The organism is Brevibacterium siliguriense, assembly GCF_900105315.1.
In the GTDB taxonomy this organism is placed as follows: Bacteria; Actinomycetota; Actinomycetes; order Actinomycetales; family Brevibacteriaceae; genus Brevibacterium; species Brevibacterium siliguriense.
The window spans coordinates 3,064,258-3,083,263 of the sequence record NZ_LT629766.1 but is presented as its reverse complement, the minus strand read 5'-3'; the positions used below and the strand labels follow the sequence as shown (position 1 = coordinate 3,083,263).

Genomic DNA, 19,006 nt, shown 5'->3' with positions numbered 1-19,006 from the left:
GGTGGACCGGACCGCGCAATCGCGGCAAACCCGCTAATGTGTCACTGTTCCCCGCAGGCAGCAGAAAGTGAGATCGATCTCCCGTGGCACGAGCGAAGCTGTGGACGAAGGACTTCATCGTCGGAATCGGACTCAACCTGACGATGTCGATGGTCTTCTACCTGCTCATGACGTCGATGGCCGGGTACGCGGTGGCACGGTTCTCCGCCGGTGAGGCCGCCGCGGGCTTCGCCTCCTCCTCGTTCGTCGTCGGTGCCGTCGTCGCTCGCGTGCTCACGGGCAAGTATCTCGACTTCATCGGTCGGCGCAAGCTGCTCATCATCACCATGGCGGTGTCCGTGCTCGCCTCCCTAGCCTATATCTTCGCCGGTGAGCTCACCCTGCTGCTGACGCTGCGGATCGTCCACGGAATCGCCTTCGGCGCCGGGAACACCGCGATCATGACAGCCATCCAAAGCATCATCCCCGCCTCACGCCGAGGCGAGGGCACCGGATATTTCGGCACCGCGACGACCCTGTCGACGGCGCTCGGACCGTATCTGGGGGTCATCCTGCCCCGTGAGTTCGACTACGTCATGCTCTTCGTCGCCTCGGCGTTCATGTCCGTCCTCGCCCTCATCTGCTGTTTCCTCATGCGTCTGCCGGTGCAGGAGATCAGCGACTATCAGCGGCGGACGAAATGGCACCTCAAACTTGGCACCCTCGTCGACCGGGATGGGCTGCGGATCGGCTCGGTCATGCTCCTGGCCGGCATCGCCTACGCTGCGGCGCTGGTGTTCCTCGCCGGCTATGCGGCCGAACACGGGGTCGCCTCCGCCGCGTCCCTGTTCTTCGTGGCCTTCGCCGTGGCGTCGCTGTTCGCCCGCCTGTTCGTCGGAAGGCTGCAGGACACCCTCGGCGACAATGCGGTGATCTTCCCCGTCTTCGTCGCCGATATCGCCGGCAATGTCCTGCTGGCTCTGTGGCCGACGATGACGGGCATCGTCCTGGCCGGAGTGCTCATCGGCCTGGGGTTCGGCTCCCTCATGCCGTGCATGCAGGCCATCACCGTCAAATCCGTGCCGATGAGCCGCGTCCCCGTCGCCACCGCGTCGTTCTTCCTCCTCCTCGACGCAGGGTCCGGAATCGGCCCGGTCGTCCTCGGCTTCCTCTATCCAATCACCGGCGGAAACGGAATGTTCCTGGCCTGCGCGGGACTCGTCGTGGTCGCCATCGGCGTATACGTGTGGGTGCACGGACGTCGCCGAGGCGGTCGCCCGGGCCGCGAATACCTCACCTGATCCACCCCTATTGCTACCCGACGGCGGCCCAGATACCTGGCGCGAGGTTGCTGAGCCGCCGTCAGGTAGTGCTTGGAGGGGGTGAGCACGATAGCCTTGAGGGAAACGACCGGAGGATGAGAATGAAGTTCGCGCTCGCTCAGATCAACACCACCACCGAGGTGGCCGACAACCTCGAGAAGGTCCGCACTTATACCCGCGAGGCGGCTGCGGCAGGAGCCCGGTTCGTCGTCTTCCCCGAAGCCACGATGTCGGCGTTCGGATCCGGACTGCGCACGATCGCCGAAGTGCACACGGAGTCGTGGCGGAAAGCGCTGAGCGAGCTGGCCGTCGAGACCGGAATCACCGTCGTCGTCGGCGAATTCGCGACCACAGCGGATAAGGTCATCAACCTGCTCGCCGTCTATTATCCTTCTGGTGAACGCAGCGACTACGCGAAGATCCACCTCTACGACGCCTTCGGATTCAAGGAATCCGACACCGTCGAAGCAGGGGAGGAGCCGGGTCTCTTCACCGTCGACGACGAGGACATCGGACTGGCCCTGTGCTACGACATCCGGTTCCCGAAGCTCTTCGCCGAACTCAGCCGCCGGGGCGCACGTTTGACCGTTGTGGCGGCCTCGTGGGGTGCGGGACCGCGCAAGGCCGAACAGTGGGAGATCCTCGCCCGAGCCCGGGCCCTGGACTCGAACATGTTCATAGCCGCCCTCGGCCAAGCCGATCCCGAAGTCACTGGGGTCCCCGTTCCGAAGAAGGGGCCGACCGGAGTCGGTCACAGTCTCGTCTCCGACCCGCTGGGGAAGGTGCTGAACTCGCTTGACGGTACCGAACGACTCGAGTTCGTCGAGGTCGACCTCGTTGCCGCCGACTCCGCTGCGGAAACGGTTCCGGTGCTCACGAACGCCAAACTCGGATACTGACCTCGGATCGGGCGCTCGGCGCATTTCCGATCAAAATGCACCGACTGCAATACTGTTCCCATGAGTTCCAGTTCAGAGGTCCAAGCGTCACCGCGAGTCGAAGGACTGCGCGAACGCAAGAAGCGCGAGCGCGGTCAGGCTCTGCGCCGTGCCGCCATCGACCTGGCCCTGGAGAAGGGCTATCACAACGTCACCGTCGAAGACATCTGTGAACGCTGCGGAGTCTCGAGGCGGACGTTCTTCAACTACTACTCATCGAAGGAAGAAGCGCTGCTCGGTCGCGCGGACACCGTCTTCGACGAAGAGGACCAACCGGCTATCGCGGAGTTCGAAGCCGGGGGACCCCATGGACGCCTCGTCGCCGACCTCGAACATCTGCTCGCCTTCATCGTCGCCACTCGATTGAATAAACGCGACGATATGCACCAGTACCATCTGATGCTCAAACAAGACCCGTCGCTTCTTCCGCTGCAGATGGCGCGTATGGGCAACAACGAACGGCTCTTCCGGCAGATCATCCAACGTCGACTCGACGGGACCGTCTCGGCGCCGGTGGATATCACAGGGGCGCATTCCGGTGACCCCGCCGACGACGACATCGAAATCTCGCCACGTGCCGAAGCCGTTGCGGCCCTGGCGATGATGGTGCTCAAGGCGACTTTCACCCGGATGCGGCAGGTCGACGGCGATCCGAGCCCCGTGATCGACAAGCTCTTCGACGAACTGCGCGCGCTCTTCCGCGAGGAGAACGACTGAGCTGACGACTTAGCTGAGGATCGTCAGCTGAGTCGTCAGCGGCCCAGGTGCTGGTCCCAGGTCTGGAGGAGACGCCTGCGCACATTGCGGCGTGGAGCCCGGAAGCCGGCCCGATCGCCCTTGCGGGTCTCGGATTCGGCCTCCGCGCTGGCCTGCTGGGCCGCGTAGGCGATAGCCACCTGACGGATCGCCACGACCGCGGCCACAGCCGCTGCGCTGGCCATCTCGTCACTGATCGGTTCGCCGTCATCGGCACGTACCTGTGACCGACCCTCCACCGACGGCACCCGCAGCGCCTCGTCCGCCGTCGGGGCCGCCTCGGTGCGGGTATCCTCACCGGGGGCGGTCGCCTCGGCGTCGAATTCGCCGGGCAGGTTCGCCTCGGCGTCGGTCTGAAGATCATCCCTCATAGGGGGATGTTACCGTGCTTGCGCGCGGGCGCGTCGACGTGCTTGTTCTTCAGCGCACGCAGGGAGCGCACGATCCGGCTGCGGGTCTCGCTCGGTTTGATGACGGCGTCGATATAGCCCTCTTCGGCGGCCAGGTACGGGTTGAGCAGCGCATCCTCGTAGTCCTGGATGAGTTCGGCACGTGCGGCCTCGACGTCCTCACCGGCCTCTTCGACGGCTTTGAGCTTGCGACGGTAGACGATGTTCGCCGCACCCTGGGCGCCCATGACCGCGATCTGCGCGCTCGGCCATGCGAGGTTGATATCGGCACCGAGCTGCTTCGAACCCATCACACAGTATGCGCCGCCGTAGGCCTTGCGGGTGATGAGAGTGACGAGCGGAACGGTGGCCTCACCGTAGGCGTAGATGAGCTTGGCGCCGCGGCGGATGATGCCGCCGTACTCCTGATCGGTGCCCGGCAGGAACCCGGGCACATCGACGAAGGTGAGGATCGGCAGATTGAAGGCATCGCAGAGGCGCACGAAGCGTGCGGCCTTCTCCGAGGCATCGATGTCGAGAGTGCCGGCCAGCTGCATGGGCTGGTTGGCGATGATGCCGACGCTCACGCCCTCCACGCGGCCGAAGCCGGTGACGACGTTCGGAGCGAAGAGCTCCGAGACCTGCAGGAAGTCGCCGTCGTCGACGACCGTGGTGACGACATCGAGGATGTCGTAGGGCTGCGACGGCGAATCCGGCATGAGAGTATCCAGCGCCTCATCCTCGGGAGTCACCGACAGATCGGACTCGAACTCATCGGCATCGGCCGGGTCGAGGTTGTTCTGCGGAAGGAACGAGAGCAGATCGCGCACATAGTTGAGCGCATCGTCCTCATCGGCGGCCAGGTAGTGGGCGTTCCCGGACACGGTGTTGTTCGTGCGTCCGCCGCCGAGCTCCTCATGGCCGACCGATTCGCCGGTGACGGTCTTGATGACGTCGGGGCCGGTGATGTACATGTGGCTGATCTGATCGACCATGATCGTGACATCGGTCAGCGCGGGAGAGTACACGGCACCTCCGGCCGAGGGGCCCATGATCAGCGAGATCTGCGGGATCACACCGGATGAGGCGACGTTGAGGCGGAAGATCTCGGCGAAGAGCGCGATCGATCCGACACCTTCCTGGATCCGGGCGCCGCCGGAGTCGTTGATGCCGATGATCGGGCAGCCGAGCTTGAGTGCGAGCTTCTGCACCTTGACGATCTTGCGTCCGTTCGCTTCGGCCAAGGATCCGCCGAGGACGGTGAAGTCATGGGCGAAGACCGCGACGGTCTTGCCTTCGATCGTGCCCAGACCGCAGACGACTCCGTCACCGTCGGGGCGGTTGTCCTGCATCCCGAACTGGTGGTTGTGGTGGCGGGCGAATTCGTCGATCTCCTGGAAGGAGTCGGTGTCGAGGAGAGCGTCGATGCGTTCACGGGCGGTCTGCTTGCCGCGCTTGTGCTGATTGTCCACCGAGCGCTGATTGCCCGTGTGGGCGGCTTCTCGGCGCTGGGTGAAAGCGTCGATGCGCTCGGCTGTGGTCCGTGGAGTATCCGTCATGTCTCCACAATAACGATGACGTGAGACTTCGTTGTGCACTCTCACCAAAAGAATCTAGAGTGGACTGGTGAACAGCCAACACAATTCTCTTCTCGTCGACGTGGACTCAGTGCGCCGCACCATTGCGGATCGTGGTCTCACGCTCCCGCCGCTGATCTGGGACGATAGCTGCGCGTCGACGAATGACGAACTCGCGCGGTCGGTCCGGGAGGGCGCCGTCTCCGGTTCGCCCGTTCCCGAGTTCACCATCCGCGGCACGGATTTTCAGAACGCCGGACACGGCCGCCTGGGCCGGACCTGGACGGTGCCCGCCCGCCGGTCGCTGACCTGGTCGATTCTGCTCACACCCCCGGCCGGATTCTCCCAGTGGGGATGGATCCCGCTCATCGCCGGTGAGGCCGTGCATTTCGCCGTCGCCGAGGCGGGGGTGCCCGCCGCGATCAAATGGCCCAACGATGTGCTCACCGCCGATGGAAAGAAGCTGTGCGGAATCCTGGCACGCGTCGAACCTTTCGCCGGCGGCGCGCAGATCGTGTTGGGGATGGGACTGAACACCAGGTTGGAGCCCGCGGACCTGCCGCGAGAGGACGCGAGCTCCCTGGCGATCGAAACCGGAGTCGACGGTTCAGAAATTGATCATGAAGCGTTGCTAGTCTCCATTCTGAGCACATTGATCCCCTGCTACGGAGAGCTGATCGACTATGGAGACGAAGATTTCCGCGACAGCCGCACAGCGCAGAGAGTGCGTGAACATATGGTGACGCTCGGATCCAGGGTTCGTGTCGAGAAGCCCGACGGCACCGACATCATCGGCACTGCCACGGGGCTGGACTCCGGAGCCGACCTCATCATCGATGATCGGGTGTCGCTGAGCGCCGGAGATGTCCATCATCTGCGTCCCGTCGCATCACCGACCGTTCCGGAGAGGAGCGATCGCTGATGGCGGTTTCGGACTTCACCGCCGGATTCGACATCGTCGAACCGGACAGTCTGGGCACACCCGAGGTCGGAGATTCCGAAGGCGCTTCCAGGCACGCTCAGTTACCTGGCGACGGATCACAGTCGGACGACGGATCAGCACAGACCGCCGACGAACCAGCCCAGACAGCTCACGAATCACAGCCGGCTGCCGCACCTAGTGCCGAGGCCGAATCCCAGACCGGTTCGGAGGATCCGTCCGATTCCGACCCTTCGACGAATATTGTCCCCGAGCCGGGCGGTGAGAGCTCGTCCCGCGCCGAGGCGGACGACCGTTCCGCGGACAGGTTCATCGATGAGGACGTCGAGTCCAGAACCGACGAACCGTCTGACGAGGCCGGAGGCGACGACGAACCAGTCGGCGGTCTGACCGGCTCCGCTCCCCAAGCCGGGGAGGTCGGCGCCGAGCTCGCCGACGAGGTCACGGCCGGTCCGGAGACATCCTCCGCAGACACAGCCTCTGCAGACGCGGCCTCTGCCGATGCGGAACCGGGCGTCGACGTCGATGAGGACTTCTTCAGCGGACTGCGCGAGGATCCGCGCACCACAGCGCTGCCGATCATCGATGAAGACGACGTCGAGGGTGCTTTCGACGACGATGGTCCCGACTTCGACGACACGATCTATGAGACCCGCACGGCTGCCGAACGGCTCGAAGAGATCCTGCTCGACGGAAAACGCGTCCTCGATCGACGCGAGGCCGCGAAACTCGGTGGAATCTCCACTGTCTCGGCGCGGAAGATGTGGCGGGCACTCGGCATGTCTCAGGCGAAGCCGACGGACAAGGCCTACACGGTCAGCGATGCGCACGCCCTGCGGATCTGGGCCAAACCCGTCGCCGACGGACTCATCGACCAGACCACCGCACTGTCCCTGGCCCGGGCGATCGGACAGACGACGGACCGCCTCGTCGTCTGGCAGATGGAGACCCTCGTCGAGTTCCTCACAGAAGAGAAGGGACTGACCGATCCGGAAGCACGCCGGGACGCCCTGGCCGTCGTCGAAGAGATGATCGACCCGCTGCAGAAGATGCTCACCTACTCCTGGCGGCGCAACCTCGCCGACGTCATGGGGCGCCTCAACGTCAACGTCTCCGACGGACTGGCCATGGACAACAGGCAGGGCTGGTACGACTCGTCGATGCCGTTGGCCCGCGCCGTCGGATTCATCGACCTCGTCTCCTTCACTCGACTGTCACAGAAGATGGAGCCCAGGCAGCTGGCGGACATGGTCCAGGAGTTCCAGGGCATGGCCTACAACATAGTCGCCACCGGCGGCGGACGAGTGATCAAGACCGTCGGAGATGAAGTGTTCTTCGCCGCCTCAACCCCACTGGCCGGAGCCGAGATCGCCATGACGCTGATGGAACGCGTCACCGCTGCCGAAGATCTGCCCCAGGCACGAGTCGGCTTCGTCTGGGGCAGGGTGCTCTCCCGCCTCGGCGATATCTTCGGCTCCAGCGTCAATCTCGCCGCACGCCTGACGGCTGTTGCCGATCCCGGAACGATCTTCACCGACGAGGAGACCGCACGAGTGCTCTCGGCCTCGGACGACTACGTCTTCGAACCCCGCGATTCGATCTCGCTGCACGGGCTCGGAGAGACCTCCATCGGTGAGATGAAGCGCGGCACCGCGGCCCAGATGCGCCTGGACCTCGACGACGAAACCGAGAGCTGAGACCGGCGACCGACTGCGCGGGGAGATGACCGAGCAGAGGTCAGACCAGACGGAGTCGAGATCAGAACAGAGCGGAGTCGTCGTCTCCGTCGTCGTCATCGTCGTGTGAGACGATCACGGCACTTTCGGTGTCGAACTTCGACCGCGCGATTTCATCCTTGGCCTCATCGAGGTCGAGGTTGAGCTCGTCGAGATTCGTCGCCAGCCCCTGCTGGCCCCGCGCTGCTTTGCCTGACGACCGCTTCTTCCCGGACTTCGCCGTCTTCGTGTCGGTGCCGGTCGCGGAATCCGCGGTCGCCTCGGCGCCATCGGAAGCGTCGGCAGAATCATCAACGGCTGTCTGGGAATGGTCAGCGGATTCGGCGCCGCCGAGGCGGGGCAGGGTGCCGATGACATCGATCTTCGACTCCAGCGGCGATCCCGTTCCGTCGCGACGGGACAGTTCGGCCGGAAGCGTGCGTGCACCGCCGGCGGTGGCGGCGGCCTGCGGAGAGTCGCCGACCCAGGCCAGCGACAGCTCGGTCTCGCCCTTGAGGAACTTGTGGGCGCGCACCCCCGAGGTGGCTCGACCCTTGGTCGGGAACTCGGAGAATTCGCTGACCTTGATCGAGGACGACGGGGCACCGTAGAAGTTCTCACCGCTGGCGATCGTGACAACTGCGAAGCTGCCGAGCTCGGCATCCGCGGCACCGTCCTCGTCGGTCTTCGCTGCCTTGGGTGTCATTCCGAAGAAGATCACCTTCGCCTCGGCGGCGACCTTGATTCCGGCCACACCGGAGGCGTTCCATCCCTGCGCGCGCAGACCAGAGGCGTCGAATGCGAGCAGCTGGGCATTCGAGGTCACGAACACGGCGAGGGAATCGTCGATGTCCTCGAGCTGAGCGACTCCGACGACGGAGTCCTTGCCCTTGAGGGTGATTGCCTCCCATTCGTTCTTGTTCGGCCGGCCGGCCACCGACACCCTCTTGACGACGCCGTCGGCGGTGCCGAGGACGAATTCGCGGTCCAGGTCGACCAGCCCGATGATCTTCTCGTTCTTCTCCAGGGCCGTGTATTCGGCGATCTTCACACCGCCGGCGACATTGGGCCGTGCCGCAGCCGGCGGCAGGGCAGGCAGATCGACGACATCGACCATGTGCAGGCGGCCGGTGGTGGTGATGGCACCGACCTTGCCCTGAGTGGTGGTGACGATCTCCGAGACCAGCGCATCATGGCTGGAACGTCGACCCTCGCGGGCCAGCGCAGCGACATCCGAGGTGCGCGCAATGCGTCCCGACGTCGACAGCAGCACCCGGCAGGGGGAGTCGGCGATTCTGAGGTTCGCCGGAGCCTTCTTGCCCTTGGCCGACAGCTCCTTCATCGACCCTTCGATGAGGACGGTGCGCCTCGGTGAGCCGATGATCTCGGCAGTGGATTCGAGTTCGGAGGCGACGAGCTCCCGCAGCTTCGCCTCATCGGCCAGCAGTGATTCGAGGTAGTCGATCTTCTTCTTCAGCTCGTCACGCTCGGCCTCGAGTTCGAGGCGGGAGAACTTCGTGAGTCGACGCAGCTGCAGATCGAGGATGTAGGTCGCCTGCAGCTCGGAGAGCTCGAAGACGTCCATGAGGCGGGTCCGCGCCGCGGCCGCATCGTCCGAGGAGCGGATGAGTTGGATGACCTCATCGATGTCGAGGATCGCAATGAGCAGACCTTCGACGAGGTGGAGCCGATCCTTGGCCTTGCGCAGCTGGAAGACCGTGCGCCGGCGCACCACGTCGATGCGGTGGGAGAGGTAGACCATGAGCAGCTCGCGCAGCCCCAGGGTCCGCGGCTGCCCCTCGACGAGGCAGACGTTGTTGATGCTGAACGACTCCTCGAGTGGAGTCTGGCGGTACAGCTCGGCCAGCACCGCCTCGGGGTTGAAGCCGTTCTTGACGCCGATGACCAGACGCATGCCGTTCTTGCGATCCGAATAGTCATCGATCGAGGCGATTCCGGTCAGCTTTTTCGCCCCGACCGCGTCCTTGACCTTGGACACGACTTTCTCCGGTCCCACGAGGTAGGGCAGTTCGGTGACGACGATTCCCTTGCGGCGGGCACTGATGTTCTCGATGGACACGGTGGCGCGGGTGCGGAACGTGCCGCGACCGGTCTCATAGGCCTCACGCACTCCGTCGAGGCCGATGATCCGCCCGCCGGTGGGCAGATCCGGGCCGGGGACGAAGCGCATGAGCTCTGAGAGCCCGGCTTCCGGATTGCGGATGAGGTGGGCGCACGCGGCAATGACTTCACCTGGATTGTGCGGGGCCATATTCGTGGCCATGCCCACGGCGATGCCTGAGGCGCCGTTGATGAGCAGGTTCGGGAAGGCGCTGGGCAGAACCTCGGGCTGGGTCAGCGTGTTGTCGTAGTTCGGCACGAAGTCGACGACGTCTTCGTCGAGCCCAGCGATCATCTGCATCGCCGCGGTCGTCAGCCGAGCCTCGGTGTAGCGAGGGGCAGCGGGACCGTCGTCGAGCGAGCCGAAGTTGCCGTGGCCGTCGACCAGGGGCACACGCATGATGAAACCCTGGCTGAGGCGAACGAGGGCGTCGTAGATCGCAGTGTCTCCGTGCGGGTGGAGCTTGCCCATGACATCGCCGACGATTCGGGAGGACTTCACATGACCGCGCTCGGGGCGCAGGCCCATGTCGCCCATCTGGTAGACGATGCGACGCTGGACGGGTTTGAGACCGTCCCTGGCATCAGGCAGGGCGCGGGAGTGGATGACCGAGACCGCATATTCGAGGAACGAACTCTCCATCTCTGAGGAGACGTCGACTTCGATGACTCTGCCTTCGGGCATGGTACTCCTTTGACGCACGAACTGTTCGATTCGAACACCCGCCCGCGCCGAGGCCTGACCTCAGTGGGGGAGGGCACCCGTCGATTCTAGCGTTCGATTTGCGTTCTCCGGCTCAATCGAGCGTTCCCGGAGGGGTCGTGTCGGAGTTCAGGCGCTTTCGCGGCCGCCGCGAAGCCATTGGAAGAACTCCGTGAGGTAGGACTCCACATGCGCACGATCTGCCGTGCCGGCGACGAGTTCGCCGACCATCATTCCCGCGACGGAGCTGTTGACCCGCTGCGCATATTCGGCGTCGATGCCGGCGAATCGCATGATGAATTCCTTGATCGCGCGGAGGTTCTTCTCCTTGGCGATCACTGCCTCAGGCGGCAGCGCCGGATCCAGGCTGAGCATCATCATCGTGTAGAACCGGTTGCGGTCCGTGGTCAGCCAGTTCATGCAGAAGTCGATGGCGACTTCGATGGGATCGGCGCCCGGAGCACGCACGAGCTCCGGCAGGCGTTCGAGCTGCTGGGAGTTCAGCTCGCCGATGCGCTCCATGATTCCGGTGATCAGGGCATCGCGGGTGCGGTAGACATTCGAAGTCGACCCCACCGGCAGTTCGGCCAGTGCATCGACTGCCCGGTGGGTGAGTCCGCGGACTCCTTGTTCGGCGACTACGGCGATCGCGGAGTCGGTGACGACGTCTCTGCGCGAAATCATGACTGTGAGGCCTCGCTCTCATGGGGCGCCCGCTCAATGCGGCCGCCTGGGACGGTGGATGGCCTGTGACTGGCCACAGACAGTGGCCGCCGGAGCGGCCACTCATTTAAACACGAATTCATAACATTTCGTGGTGAACGGATACAGACACTACCCGTCAAGTCTGCGAATTGGTATAGGACGCGCCAATCTGGCGCTCTGACGGTGAAACTCGAAGACAGCCTGCGGCGGGTGTGGATTCTCCTTTCAGCTCAGCGGGTCGCTTCTCTGCGTCGTCTCAGCTCAGCAGGCGACGGGTGCCGTCGATCCGAGTCGGGTCGCGCACAAGGTCGACGTGGGCGCTGAGCACATGGGACTCGGTCTCCGTGGCGACCATCGGATGGATGACGAGTTCGAGGATCTGCGGGTGGTTCTCCACGAGCACCGAGAGCCTCTCCAGCACATTGCGCAGCGGTTCGATGTTCATCGGAGGCAGACCGCGATAGCCGAACAGCCGCGGGGAGGCCTTGATCGACCGGATCATGTCCCCGGCCTCTTTGTCGGTGATCGGGGCGACCCGATGAGCGACATCTCCGAGCAGCTCCGTGGTGTCTCCCGCCAATGAGAACGCCAGCAGCGGACCCAGCAGCGGGTCTTCTCCGGCGCGGAGGACGCAGGGGACGCCGTGCGGGGCCATGGCCTGGACGTCGACGAGCGGCTCCTCCTCGCCGGTCAGCTGCCGGATGGTCTCCTGGATCGCGGCGAAGTCCTCGGCCAGCTCCTCGGGAGTGTCGATATTCAGCCGCACACCGCCGAGCTCCATCCGGTGCCGCAGCACGTTCGTCACGGCCTTGAGGGCGACGGGATAGCCGATCTTCTCCGCCGCGGCGAGGCCTTCGTCCACCGAAGAGGCTGCGATATAGGGCAGCACTTCGATTCCGTAGGCGCTGAGCAGATCTCGGACGTCGTTGCGTTCGAGCCGGACGGGCGTTCCCGGCGGCGCTCCCTCCAGAGCGGATTCGATGATCGTCCGCACCCTCTTGTCATCGATATCGTCGAGTTCGGTGTAGCGCCCGTGATCGGCGGCCCTCCACAGGGCATAGTCCGTGGCCCGAGCCAGAGCCCATACGGCGTCTTCGGGACCGATGTAGCTGGGGACGGTGTGGGAGACCCGTTCGCCGTCCTCACTGGTGAGGTAGGTGGTCAGTTCGTCCTGGACGCCGTGGATGCCGAGGAAGCAGGCGACTGTGGTCTTTCCGGAGCGTGCCGCGGATTCGGACAGCAGTCCGGCGATCTCGGTCTCCTCCGCACCGGTCGATGGAGTGAAGGTGACGATGACCGAATCGACATCGTCTCGGGCATACATCGCATCGAGCTCGGTCCGGAAGGTCTCCGCATCGACCTCGGGATGCAGGGACACGGGATCGGTGTCGACGCGGAGCCCCTCGGAACGGGCCCGCTGCATGATCAGGGTGCTCATCGCCGCAGAGTTGCCGATGAGCCCAACGCGTCTGCCTGCCGGCAGCTTCTGCGTCGAGAACACCTGGGCGAGGTCGAAGAGCTGGTGGATCGTATCCGCGCGGATCACTCCCGCCTGTTCGAGCACCTGGTCCAGGGTGTTCGGCGCCAGTGACGAGGTGCGCACGATATGCCCCGGCGGAAGCTCCCTGCCCGTGAGGTCGGACTTGATGACGACGACTGGTTTGACGCGGGAGACACGGCGGGCGATGCGCGAGAACTTGCGTGGATTGCCGATGGATTCGAGGTAGAGGCCGACCGTCTGAGTGGCCGGATCCTCCTCCCAGTACTGGAGGAGGTCATTGCCGGAGAGGTCGGCGCGGTTGCCTGCGGAGACGAAGGTGGAGATGCCCAGTCCGCGATTCTTCGCCGCCGCGAGCAGGGCGGTGCCCAGTGCCCCGGACTGGCTGAAGAGCCCGAGGGTTCCCGAGGCGGGGAGGAACGGAGCCAGGGAGGCGTTGAGCGAGATTTCGGCGGCCTCGTTGACCAACCCGAAGGAGTTCGGCCCGACCACGCGCATTCCGTAGGCACGGGAGGTGGCGACCATGCGACGCTGCAGTTCGGCACCCTCGGAGCCGGTCTCGGCGAAGCCGGAGGAGATGACGAGCACGGCCTTGACCCCGTGTACAGCACAGTCCTTGACCACCTCGGTGACGGATTCGGCCGGAACGGCGATGACCGCGAGGTCGGCCTTGCCCGGCAGATCGGCGAGGCTCGGATACGCCTGCACTCCGGCGATCTGATCGGCCTCGGGGTGGACGACCCAGAGATCGCCGGTGAACTTCGCGGCTGTGATGTTGCGGATGAGAAGGTGCCCGGTGGAGTTGCGTTTGCGGCTGGCGCCGATCACCGCCACCGAGGTGGGGTGGAGGACCGTGCGCACGCTCAGTGCTTCGGCTCTGTGCTCCCGCGAGGCCTGCACTTCGATGGACCGCGCCGTGGGATCGATGTCGAACTTCACGGCGACGACGCCGTCGTCGAAGCCCCGGGAGACCTCGTAGCCGGCTGCCTGGAAGACCTGCAGCATCGAACGGTTCTGGGGCAGCACCTCGGCGGTGAAGCGCTGGATCCCGGATTCGCGCGCGGCCGCGGCCAAGTGCTCCAGCAGGATCGAGCCGACCCCGCGGCCCTGATGGGCGTCGGCGATGTTGAAGGCCACCTCGGCGTCGGTGTCGCTGATCCGGTCGAAGCGACCGACGCCGATGATGTCATCACCGACGAGCATGATCAGCGCCACCCGGTCGCGGTGATCGACGTTGACGAAGCGATCGAGGTCGCGTTGGGGAAGCCGGGGCAGCGGAGCGAAGAAGCGCAGGTAGACGGATTCCGGCGACTGGGCCTCGTGCATGCGGGCCAGGGCCGCGGAATCGTCGGGAGTGATCGGACGCAGATGGGCGGTGCCGCCGTCGCGGAGGACGACATCGGCTTCCCACCCGGCAGGATAGTTTTCCATGGTCCCAGCATATGCGTCGGGCGCCCGGATATGGCCGACCTCGCTGGGAAGTGTCAGGGGAGTGGGGCACAATGGTGGGCATGGCATTACCCGAGGTTCTCGTTCATGATCTGCAGTCGGCCGGATACTATCCCCAGCTCACTCAAGGCATACTCGCCGACTCTCTCTACGACGAACCGGTATTGGCACACTTCGTCCACATCGACACCCATGTCGACATCGAATCCATCCACCGGCACGTCACCGCCTTCGTCCTCACCGAAACCCGGCTGCTGCTGGCCCACGTCGATGACGATCCGAACGCGGAACCCGGCTCAAAGCCCCGCGCGGTCACGAGCAGCGAGGACATCGAGCTCGACCGCTTGGGCACCGTGATGGTCGGCCGCACCTTCGCCGATCCCGCCGCATTCAAGCCCGGCGACAAACCCGTCGAGGTCTCGCTGACCATGTCCTGGGGTGCGTCGAAGCGCATCGAGGCCTTCCCCGAGACCTGCGGAGACCCCAACTGCATGGGCGATCACGGCTACGGCGGATCGATCTTCGCCGAGGATGTCATGCTCCGTGTCTCGGCCGAAGCCGAGGGGCAGGCCGCCGTCGACCGCATGGCCGACTTCGCCGGGAAGCTGCGTGCCGCAGTCTTCCACGCCCGGCTGCGGTCGCGTCGCTGATGAGCGAGGACTCGACGCGGCACGGACCGCAGTCCCAATCCGGCACTGAGCCCTTGGGGCCTCCGGACTATGCAGGCTCCATGCTCTCCGACGTCGTTCCCGCAGCGGCACTGAGCCTCGGTGCAGCCGAGGCTCTCGACGCACCGATGTCCGATCGCGCACGAGCGCTCGGTCTCGACCGAGAGTCCCGAGCGACGATCGTCGTGCTCGTCGACGGTCTCGGCGAGCAGCAGCTGCGCCGCTTCAGCGGATACACACCCTTCTTCCGGTCACAGGCCGGGACGCGCCGAACACTGTCCGCAGGGTTCCCGTCGACGACGGCGAACTCTCTGTCGTCTCTGGCCACGGGGCGCCTGCCCGGTGCACACGGAGTGGTCGGCTACCGCGTCCTGGATCCGGAGAAGGATGCGGTGCTCAATCAGCTGACGTGGAACCTCGACGTCGATCCTGTCGCCTGGGTCCCCGACGCAACGCTCTTCGAACGCCTCACTGATGTTGGGGTCGATGTGGTCAGCCTCGGCGAGAAGAAGTTCGCCGGACGCGGGCTGAACCGGGCTTCGCTGCGCGGCGGCAGATTCCGGGATTCGAAGACCTTGGAGGAGCGCTGTGCCCAGGCTCTGGCCGAGGCGAAGGCTCCCGGTCGTCGCCTCGTCTACCTCTACTGGGGCAACCTCGACAAGACCGGGCATGTCCACGGTGCTGACTCCGCGGCCTGGACCGAGGAACTCGAACGCGTCGATCTCGCTCTGTCCCGGCTCGCCTCCGACCTGCCGAACGACGCGACGATGCTCATCACCGCCGACCATGGAATGGTCGACGTCGACCACGAACGCCGCCTCGACCTCGCTGAGCTCCCCGAGCTCAAAGCCGGTCTGCGCCACGTCGGCGGAGAGCCGCGCGCTCTGCATCTCTACGCCGCTGACGGCGCCGAGGCGGACGTGCTCGCAGCCTGGCAGGAGACGATCGGCGACCGCGGGCTCATCCTGCCGAAGTCTACGGCGATCGACCGCGGCTACTTCGGTCCCGTCGCCCCGCACGTCTATCCGCGGATCGGGGACTTCCTCGTCATCTGCACCGATGGCTTCGCCGTGGTCGATTCGGATGTGGAATCCGCCTCGGCGCTGGCGCTCATCGGTCATCACGGTTCCACCACGGAACAGGAACTGCAGATCCCGCTTCTTCTCGTCTGACTGCCCGCGTTAGGATGGCACACGTGACTTTTCCTCGAATCGGTGTCATCGGCGGCGGCCAACTGGCACGCATGATGGTCCCCGCCGCAGAAGCCCTCGGCGTCCGTTTCTCCGTTCTCGCAGAGACCGCCGACGCCCCTGCCGCACAGGTCATCAATGAGGTGACCGTCGGCGACTATACGGACTATCCGACGCTCAGGGCCTTCGCCGAGACCGTCGACGTCATCACCTTCGATCACGAACACGTCCCGCCGGAGCATCTGCAGGCCCTCGTCGAGGCCGGACACGCTGTGCGCCCCGGTCCCGATGCCCTCATCTTCGCCCAGGACAAGATCCGGATGCGCGCGAGGATGGACGACCTCGGTCTGCCCAACCCCGTCTGGGCAGAGATCACCTCTGCTGCCGATGTCGAGGCCTTCGCCGCTCGCGTCGGATACCCCTTCATCCTCAAGACTCCCCGCGGTGGCTATGACGGCAAGGGCGTGCGCGTCATCGACAGCCTCGACGAGGCCGTCGAGTGGCTGAACGAAGTGCCTCAGCTCCTTGCCGAGGAGAAGGTCGACTTCACCAGAGAACTCGCTGTCATGGTCGGACGCTCTCCGATGGGACAGACTGCGGTGTGGCCGGTGGTCGAGACCTGGCAGCAGAACGGCGTGTGCAAGGAGGCGATCGCTCCGGCCCCCGACCTGTCCGCCGAAAAGGCGCGGGCCATCACCGAGGCGATCCTCACGGTCGCCGGCACCCTCGAGGTCACCGGCGTGATGGCCATGGAGATGTTCGAGACTCCCGAGGGTTTCCTCATCAACGAATTCGCGATGCGACCGCACAATACGGGCCACTGGTCCCAGGACGGAGCGGTGACGAGCCAGTTCGAACAGCACCTGCGCGCGGTCCTCGACCTTCCCCTCGGCAGTCCCGCGGCCCGTGAAGATGTGTCCGTGATGGTCAACATCCTCGGCGCCGATCACGAAGACCTCTACCAACCGTACCTGCATGTCATGGCCCACGACCCGGCGGTGAAGGTCCACCTCTACGGCAAGGGCGTGCGCCCGGGCCGGAAGGTCGGACACGTCAATGCCTACGGCGAGGATCGGCAGATCGTGCTCGCCCGGGCCCGGCATGCCGCGGACTTCATCGCCGGAGTCGATGTCGATCCGCATCCGCAGATGCCCACTCCCGAGGACCTCCGGGCAGAGGGCGAGCCCGGCACACGCTGAGACTCGGCGCCCGGTTGGCACCGGTGCCGCCCGCATCTCGTCCGCACGGACGGGACCGTACCGCCTGCAACGAAGGAAGCACAGATGACCACAGCGAATGAAGGCTCCACTCCGACGGCGGCTCCGGTCGGCATCGTCATGGGCTCGGACTCGGACTGGCCGACGATGAAGGCCGCAGCCGAAGCCCTCGACGAACTCGGCATCGAATCGAGCGCCGCGGTGGTCTCCGCCCACCGCATGCCTGAGGACATGATCGACTGGGCGAAGTCCGCGGCCGATCGCGGCGTCCGAGTGATCATCGCCGGAGCCGGGGGAGCGGCCCACCTGCCCGGGATGATCGCGTCGATGACCTCGCTTCCGGTCATCGGGGTTCCCGTGCCTCTGAAGTACCTCGACGGAATGGACTCACTGCTGTCCATCGTGCAGATGCCCGGCGGGGTTCCCGTGGCCACCGTCTCGATCGGCGGTGCCAAGAACGCGGGCCTGTTGGCGGCACGCATCCTCGGTGCCGGTCAGGGGACCGAAGCCGAGGCACTGCGATCCCGTCTCGACGACTATCGGGCGCAGCTGCGGCAGGTCGCCCTCGACAAAGGACGTGCACTGCAGGGATAATGACCTTGCTGAACGTTTGATAAGTCTTAGGAGAATGATGTTCGACCTCTACCAGCCCAGCGAAGAGCACGAAGAGATCCGCGCCGCAGTCCGCAACGTCGTCGAGAAGAAGATCGCGCCGTTCGCCGCCGAGGTCGACGCGGACTCCCGCTATCCGCAGGAAGCGCATGACGCCCTCGTCGAGACGGATTTCTTCGCCGCGCACATCCCGAAGAGTACGGGGGTATGGGCGCCGATGCGCTGGCCGTGGCGATCATCATCGAAGAGGTCGCACGCGGCTGCGCCTCGTCGTCTCTCATTCCGGCCGTGAACAAGCTCGGCAGCATGCCGGTCCAGCTCGGCGGCAGCGAAGAGATCAAGAAGAAGTACTTCCCGTCGGTGGCCGCCGGTGAAGCAGGCTTCTCCTATGGCCTGTCCGAACGCGAAGCCGGATCCGACACCGCATCGATGAAGACCCGTGCCGAACGCGACGGCGACGACTGGATCCTCAACGGAGTCAAGACCTGGATCACCAACGCCGGAGAGTCCGAGTACTACACAGTGATGGCCGTGACCGACCCCGACGGAGCACGCGGACGCAACATCTCCGCCTTCGTCGTCGAGAAGTCCGATGAGGGCTTCACCTTCGGCGAGAAGGAGCGCAAGCTCGGCATCAAGGGTTCGCCCACCCGAGAGCTCCTCTTCGACAATGTGCGCCTGCCCGGTGACCGCATCGTCGGAGAGCCCGGACAGGGCCTGAAGATCGCTCTGCGCACCCTCGACCACACCCGAGTCACGATCGCCGCGCAGGCCGTCGGTATCGCCCAGGGCGCACTCGACTACGCGTTGAACTACGTCAAGGAGCGTCAGCAGTTCGGCAAGTCGATCGCCGAGAACCAGGCGATCCAGTTCATGCTCGCCGATATGGGTATGAAGCTCGAGGCCGCCCGCCAGCTCACCTACACCGCCGCCGCCAAGAGCGAACGCGGCGACGATGATCTCACCTACTTCGGGGCTGCCGCGAAGGCATTCGCCTCAGACGCCGCCATGGAGATCACCACGGACGCCGTGCAGCTGCTCGGCGGAGCCGGCTACGTCGTCGACCACCCGGTTGAGCGGATGATGCGCGATGCGAAGATCACGCAGATCTACGAAGGCACCAACCAGATCCAGCGCATGGTGATGGGACGCAAGCTCATCGCCTGAGTCGAGTTCGGAGCCTGTGCCCGGGCCGCGGACGGTGTGGGCCGGGACGCCGTCGAACGG

At 65.1% G+C, this 19,006-nt stretch carries 14 protein-coding genes and 1 pseudogene; 10 read left to right on the top strand and 5 right to left on the bottom strand.

Going from position 1 to position 19,006, the window contains the following annotated elements; genetic code table 11:
• Positions 1-83 precede the first annotated feature (83 nt).
• The 3 genes from BLU88_RS13800 (at position 84) to BLU88_RS13790 (ending at position 2,956) form a co-directional block, all read left to right on the top strand.
• Positions 84-1,280: an MFS transporter gene (locus BLU88_RS13800; protein WP_092015052.1), complete on the top strand. Its 1,197-nt coding sequence runs from the start codon at positions 84-86 to the stop codon at positions 1,278-1,280.
• A 122-nt stretch (positions 1,281-1,402) separates the two neighbouring features.
• Positions 1,403-2,200 (top strand): carbon-nitrogen hydrolase family protein, encoded by a 798-nt coding sequence (locus BLU88_RS13795; protein WP_092015049.1) that lies wholly within the window; start codon positions 1,403-1,405, stop codon positions 2,198-2,200.
• 60 nt (positions 2,201-2,260) lie between these two features.
• Complete coding sequence (locus tag BLU88_RS13790; RefSeq protein ID WP_092015046.1) at positions 2,261-2,956, top strand: TetR/AcrR family transcriptional regulator; 696 nt, start codon at positions 2,261-2,263, stop codon at positions 2,954-2,956.
• Positions 2,957-2,991: 35 nt separating this feature from the next.
• Here the strand turns inward: BLU88_RS13790 and BLU88_RS13785 are convergent, their stop codons facing one another.
• Positions 2,992-3,366, bottom strand: coding sequence for a hypothetical protein (locus BLU88_RS13785; protein WP_231939427.1), 375 nt, complete (start codon positions 3,364-3,366; stop codon positions 2,992-2,994).
• Complete coding sequence (locus BLU88_RS13780; RefSeq protein WP_092015043.1) at positions 3,363-4,943, bottom strand: acyl-CoA carboxylase subunit beta; 1,581 nt, start codon at positions 4,941-4,943, stop codon at positions 3,363-3,365. The genes BLU88_RS13785 and BLU88_RS13780 overlap by 4 nt, the downstream gene beginning before the upstream one ends.
• A 67-nt stretch (positions 4,944-5,010) precedes the next feature.
• Here BLU88_RS13780 and BLU88_RS13775 point away from each other — a divergent pair, with 67 nt between their 5' ends.
• Entirely contained in the window at positions 5,011-5,883 is an 873-nt protein-coding gene (locus BLU88_RS13775; protein ID WP_092015041.1) for a biotin--[acetyl-CoA-carboxylase] ligase, read from the top strand.
• On the top strand, positions 5,883-7,598 hold the full coding sequence (locus tag BLU88_RS18805; protein WP_231939426.1) for an adenylate/guanylate cyclase domain-containing protein: 1,716 nt from the start codon (positions 5,883-5,885) through the stop codon (positions 7,596-7,598). Before BLU88_RS13775 ends, BLU88_RS18805 begins: the two co-directional genes overlap by 1 nt.
• Before the next feature lie 61 nt (positions 7,599-7,659).
• Here the strand turns inward: BLU88_RS18805 and BLU88_RS13765 are convergent, their stop codons facing one another.
• The 3 genes from BLU88_RS13765 to BLU88_RS13755 form a co-directional block, all read right to left on the bottom strand.
• A complete protein-coding gene (locus tag BLU88_RS13765) occupies positions 7,660-10,422 on the bottom strand; it encodes a DNA gyrase/topoisomerase IV subunit A (protein ID WP_092015038.1) in 2,763 nt (920 codons plus the stop codon).
• A 147-nt stretch (positions 10,423-10,569) separates the two neighbouring features.
• On the bottom strand, positions 10,570-11,124 hold the full coding sequence (locus tag BLU88_RS13760) for a TetR/AcrR family transcriptional regulator (RefSeq protein ID WP_092015035.1): 555 nt from the start codon (positions 11,122-11,124) through the stop codon (positions 10,570-10,572).
• A gap of 277 nt (positions 11,125-11,401) precedes the next feature.
• Complete coding sequence (locus BLU88_RS13755; protein ID WP_092015032.1) at positions 11,402-14,074, bottom strand: bifunctional acetate--CoA ligase family protein/GNAT family N-acetyltransferase; 2,673 nt, start codon at positions 14,072-14,074, stop codon at positions 11,402-11,404.
• Between the two features lie 80 nt (positions 14,075-14,154).
• Between BLU88_RS13755 and BLU88_RS13750 the strand changes: the two genes are divergently transcribed.
• The 5 genes and pseudogenes from BLU88_RS13750 (at position 14,155) to BLU88_RS13730 (ending at position 18,946) form a co-directional block, all read left to right on the top strand.
• On the top strand, positions 14,155-14,742 hold the full coding sequence (locus BLU88_RS13750; RefSeq protein ID WP_039212707.1) for a DUF5998 family protein: 588 nt from the start codon (positions 14,155-14,157) through the stop codon (positions 14,740-14,742).
• The gene (locus tag BLU88_RS13745; protein ID WP_092015029.1) at positions 14,742-15,932 is read left to right on the top strand and encodes an alkaline phosphatase family protein; all 1,191 of its coding nucleotides are present in this window, start codon (positions 14,742-14,744) and stop codon (positions 15,930-15,932) included. The genes BLU88_RS13750 and BLU88_RS13745 overlap by 1 nt, the downstream gene beginning before the upstream one ends.
• A gap of 14 nt (positions 15,933-15,946) precedes the next feature.
• A complete protein-coding gene (locus BLU88_RS13740) occupies positions 15,947-17,149 on the top strand; it encodes a 5-(carboxyamino)imidazole ribonucleotide synthase (protein WP_092015026.1) in 1,203 nt (400 codons plus the stop codon).
• Positions 17,150-17,233: 84 nt separating this feature from the next.
• Positions 17,234-17,761 (top strand): 5-(carboxyamino)imidazole ribonucleotide mutase, encoded by a 528-nt coding sequence (purE, locus tag BLU88_RS18410; protein ID WP_092015023.1) that lies wholly within the window; start codon positions 17,234-17,236, stop codon positions 17,759-17,761.
• 37 nt (positions 17,762-17,798) lie between these two features.
• Positions 17,799-18,946, top strand: a pseudogene (locus BLU88_RS13730) (acyl-CoA dehydrogenase family protein).
• Positions 18,947-19,006 lie beyond the last annotated feature (60 nt).

Excerpts from the sequence above, each read along its gene's own strand:
- BLU88_RS13760 (WP_092015035.1), bottom strand. The coding sequence starts at position 11,124 with ATGATTTCGCGCAGAGACGTCGTCACCGACTCCGCGATCGCCGTAGTC.
- BLU88_RS13750 (WP_039212707.1), top strand. The coding sequence starts at position 14,155 with ATGGCATTACCCGAGGTTCTCGTTCATGATCTGCAGTCGGCCGGATAC.
- BLU88_RS13790 (WP_092015046.1), top strand. The coding sequence starts at position 2,261 with ATGAGTTCCAGTTCAGAGGTCCAAGCGTCACCGCGAGTCGAAGGACTG.
- BLU88_RS18805 (WP_231939426.1), top strand. The coding sequence starts at position 5,883 with ATGGCGGTTTCGGACTTCACCGCCGGATTCGACATCGTCGAACCGGAC.
- purE (WP_092015023.1), top strand. The coding sequence starts at position 17,234 with ATGACCACAGCGAATGAAGGCTCCACTCCGACGGCGGCTCCGGTCGGC.
- BLU88_RS13785 (WP_231939427.1), bottom strand. The coding sequence starts at position 3,366 with ATGAGGGATGATCTTCAGACCGACGCCGAGGCGAACCTGCCCGGCGAA.
- BLU88_RS13755 (WP_092015032.1), bottom strand. The coding sequence starts at position 14,074 with ATGGAAAACTATCCTGCCGGGTGGGAAGCCGATGTCGTCCTCCGCGAC.
- BLU88_RS13745 (WP_092015029.1), top strand. The coding sequence starts at position 14,742 with ATGAGCGAGGACTCGACGCGGCACGGACCGCAGTCCCAATCCGGCACT.
- BLU88_RS13740 (WP_092015026.1), top strand. The coding sequence starts at position 15,947 with ATGGCACACGTGACTTTTCCTCGAATCGGTGTCATCGGCGGCGGCCAA.
- BLU88_RS13795 (WP_092015049.1), top strand. The coding sequence starts at position 1,403 with ATGAAGTTCGCGCTCGCTCAGATCAACACCACCACCGAGGTGGCCGAC.
- BLU88_RS13765 (WP_092015038.1), bottom strand. The coding sequence starts at position 10,422 with ATGCCCGAAGGCAGAGTCATCGAAGTCGACGTCTCCTCAGAGATGGAG.
- BLU88_RS13780 (WP_092015043.1), bottom strand. The coding sequence starts at position 4,943 with ATGACGGATACTCCACGGACCACAGCCGAGCGCATCGACGCTTTCACC.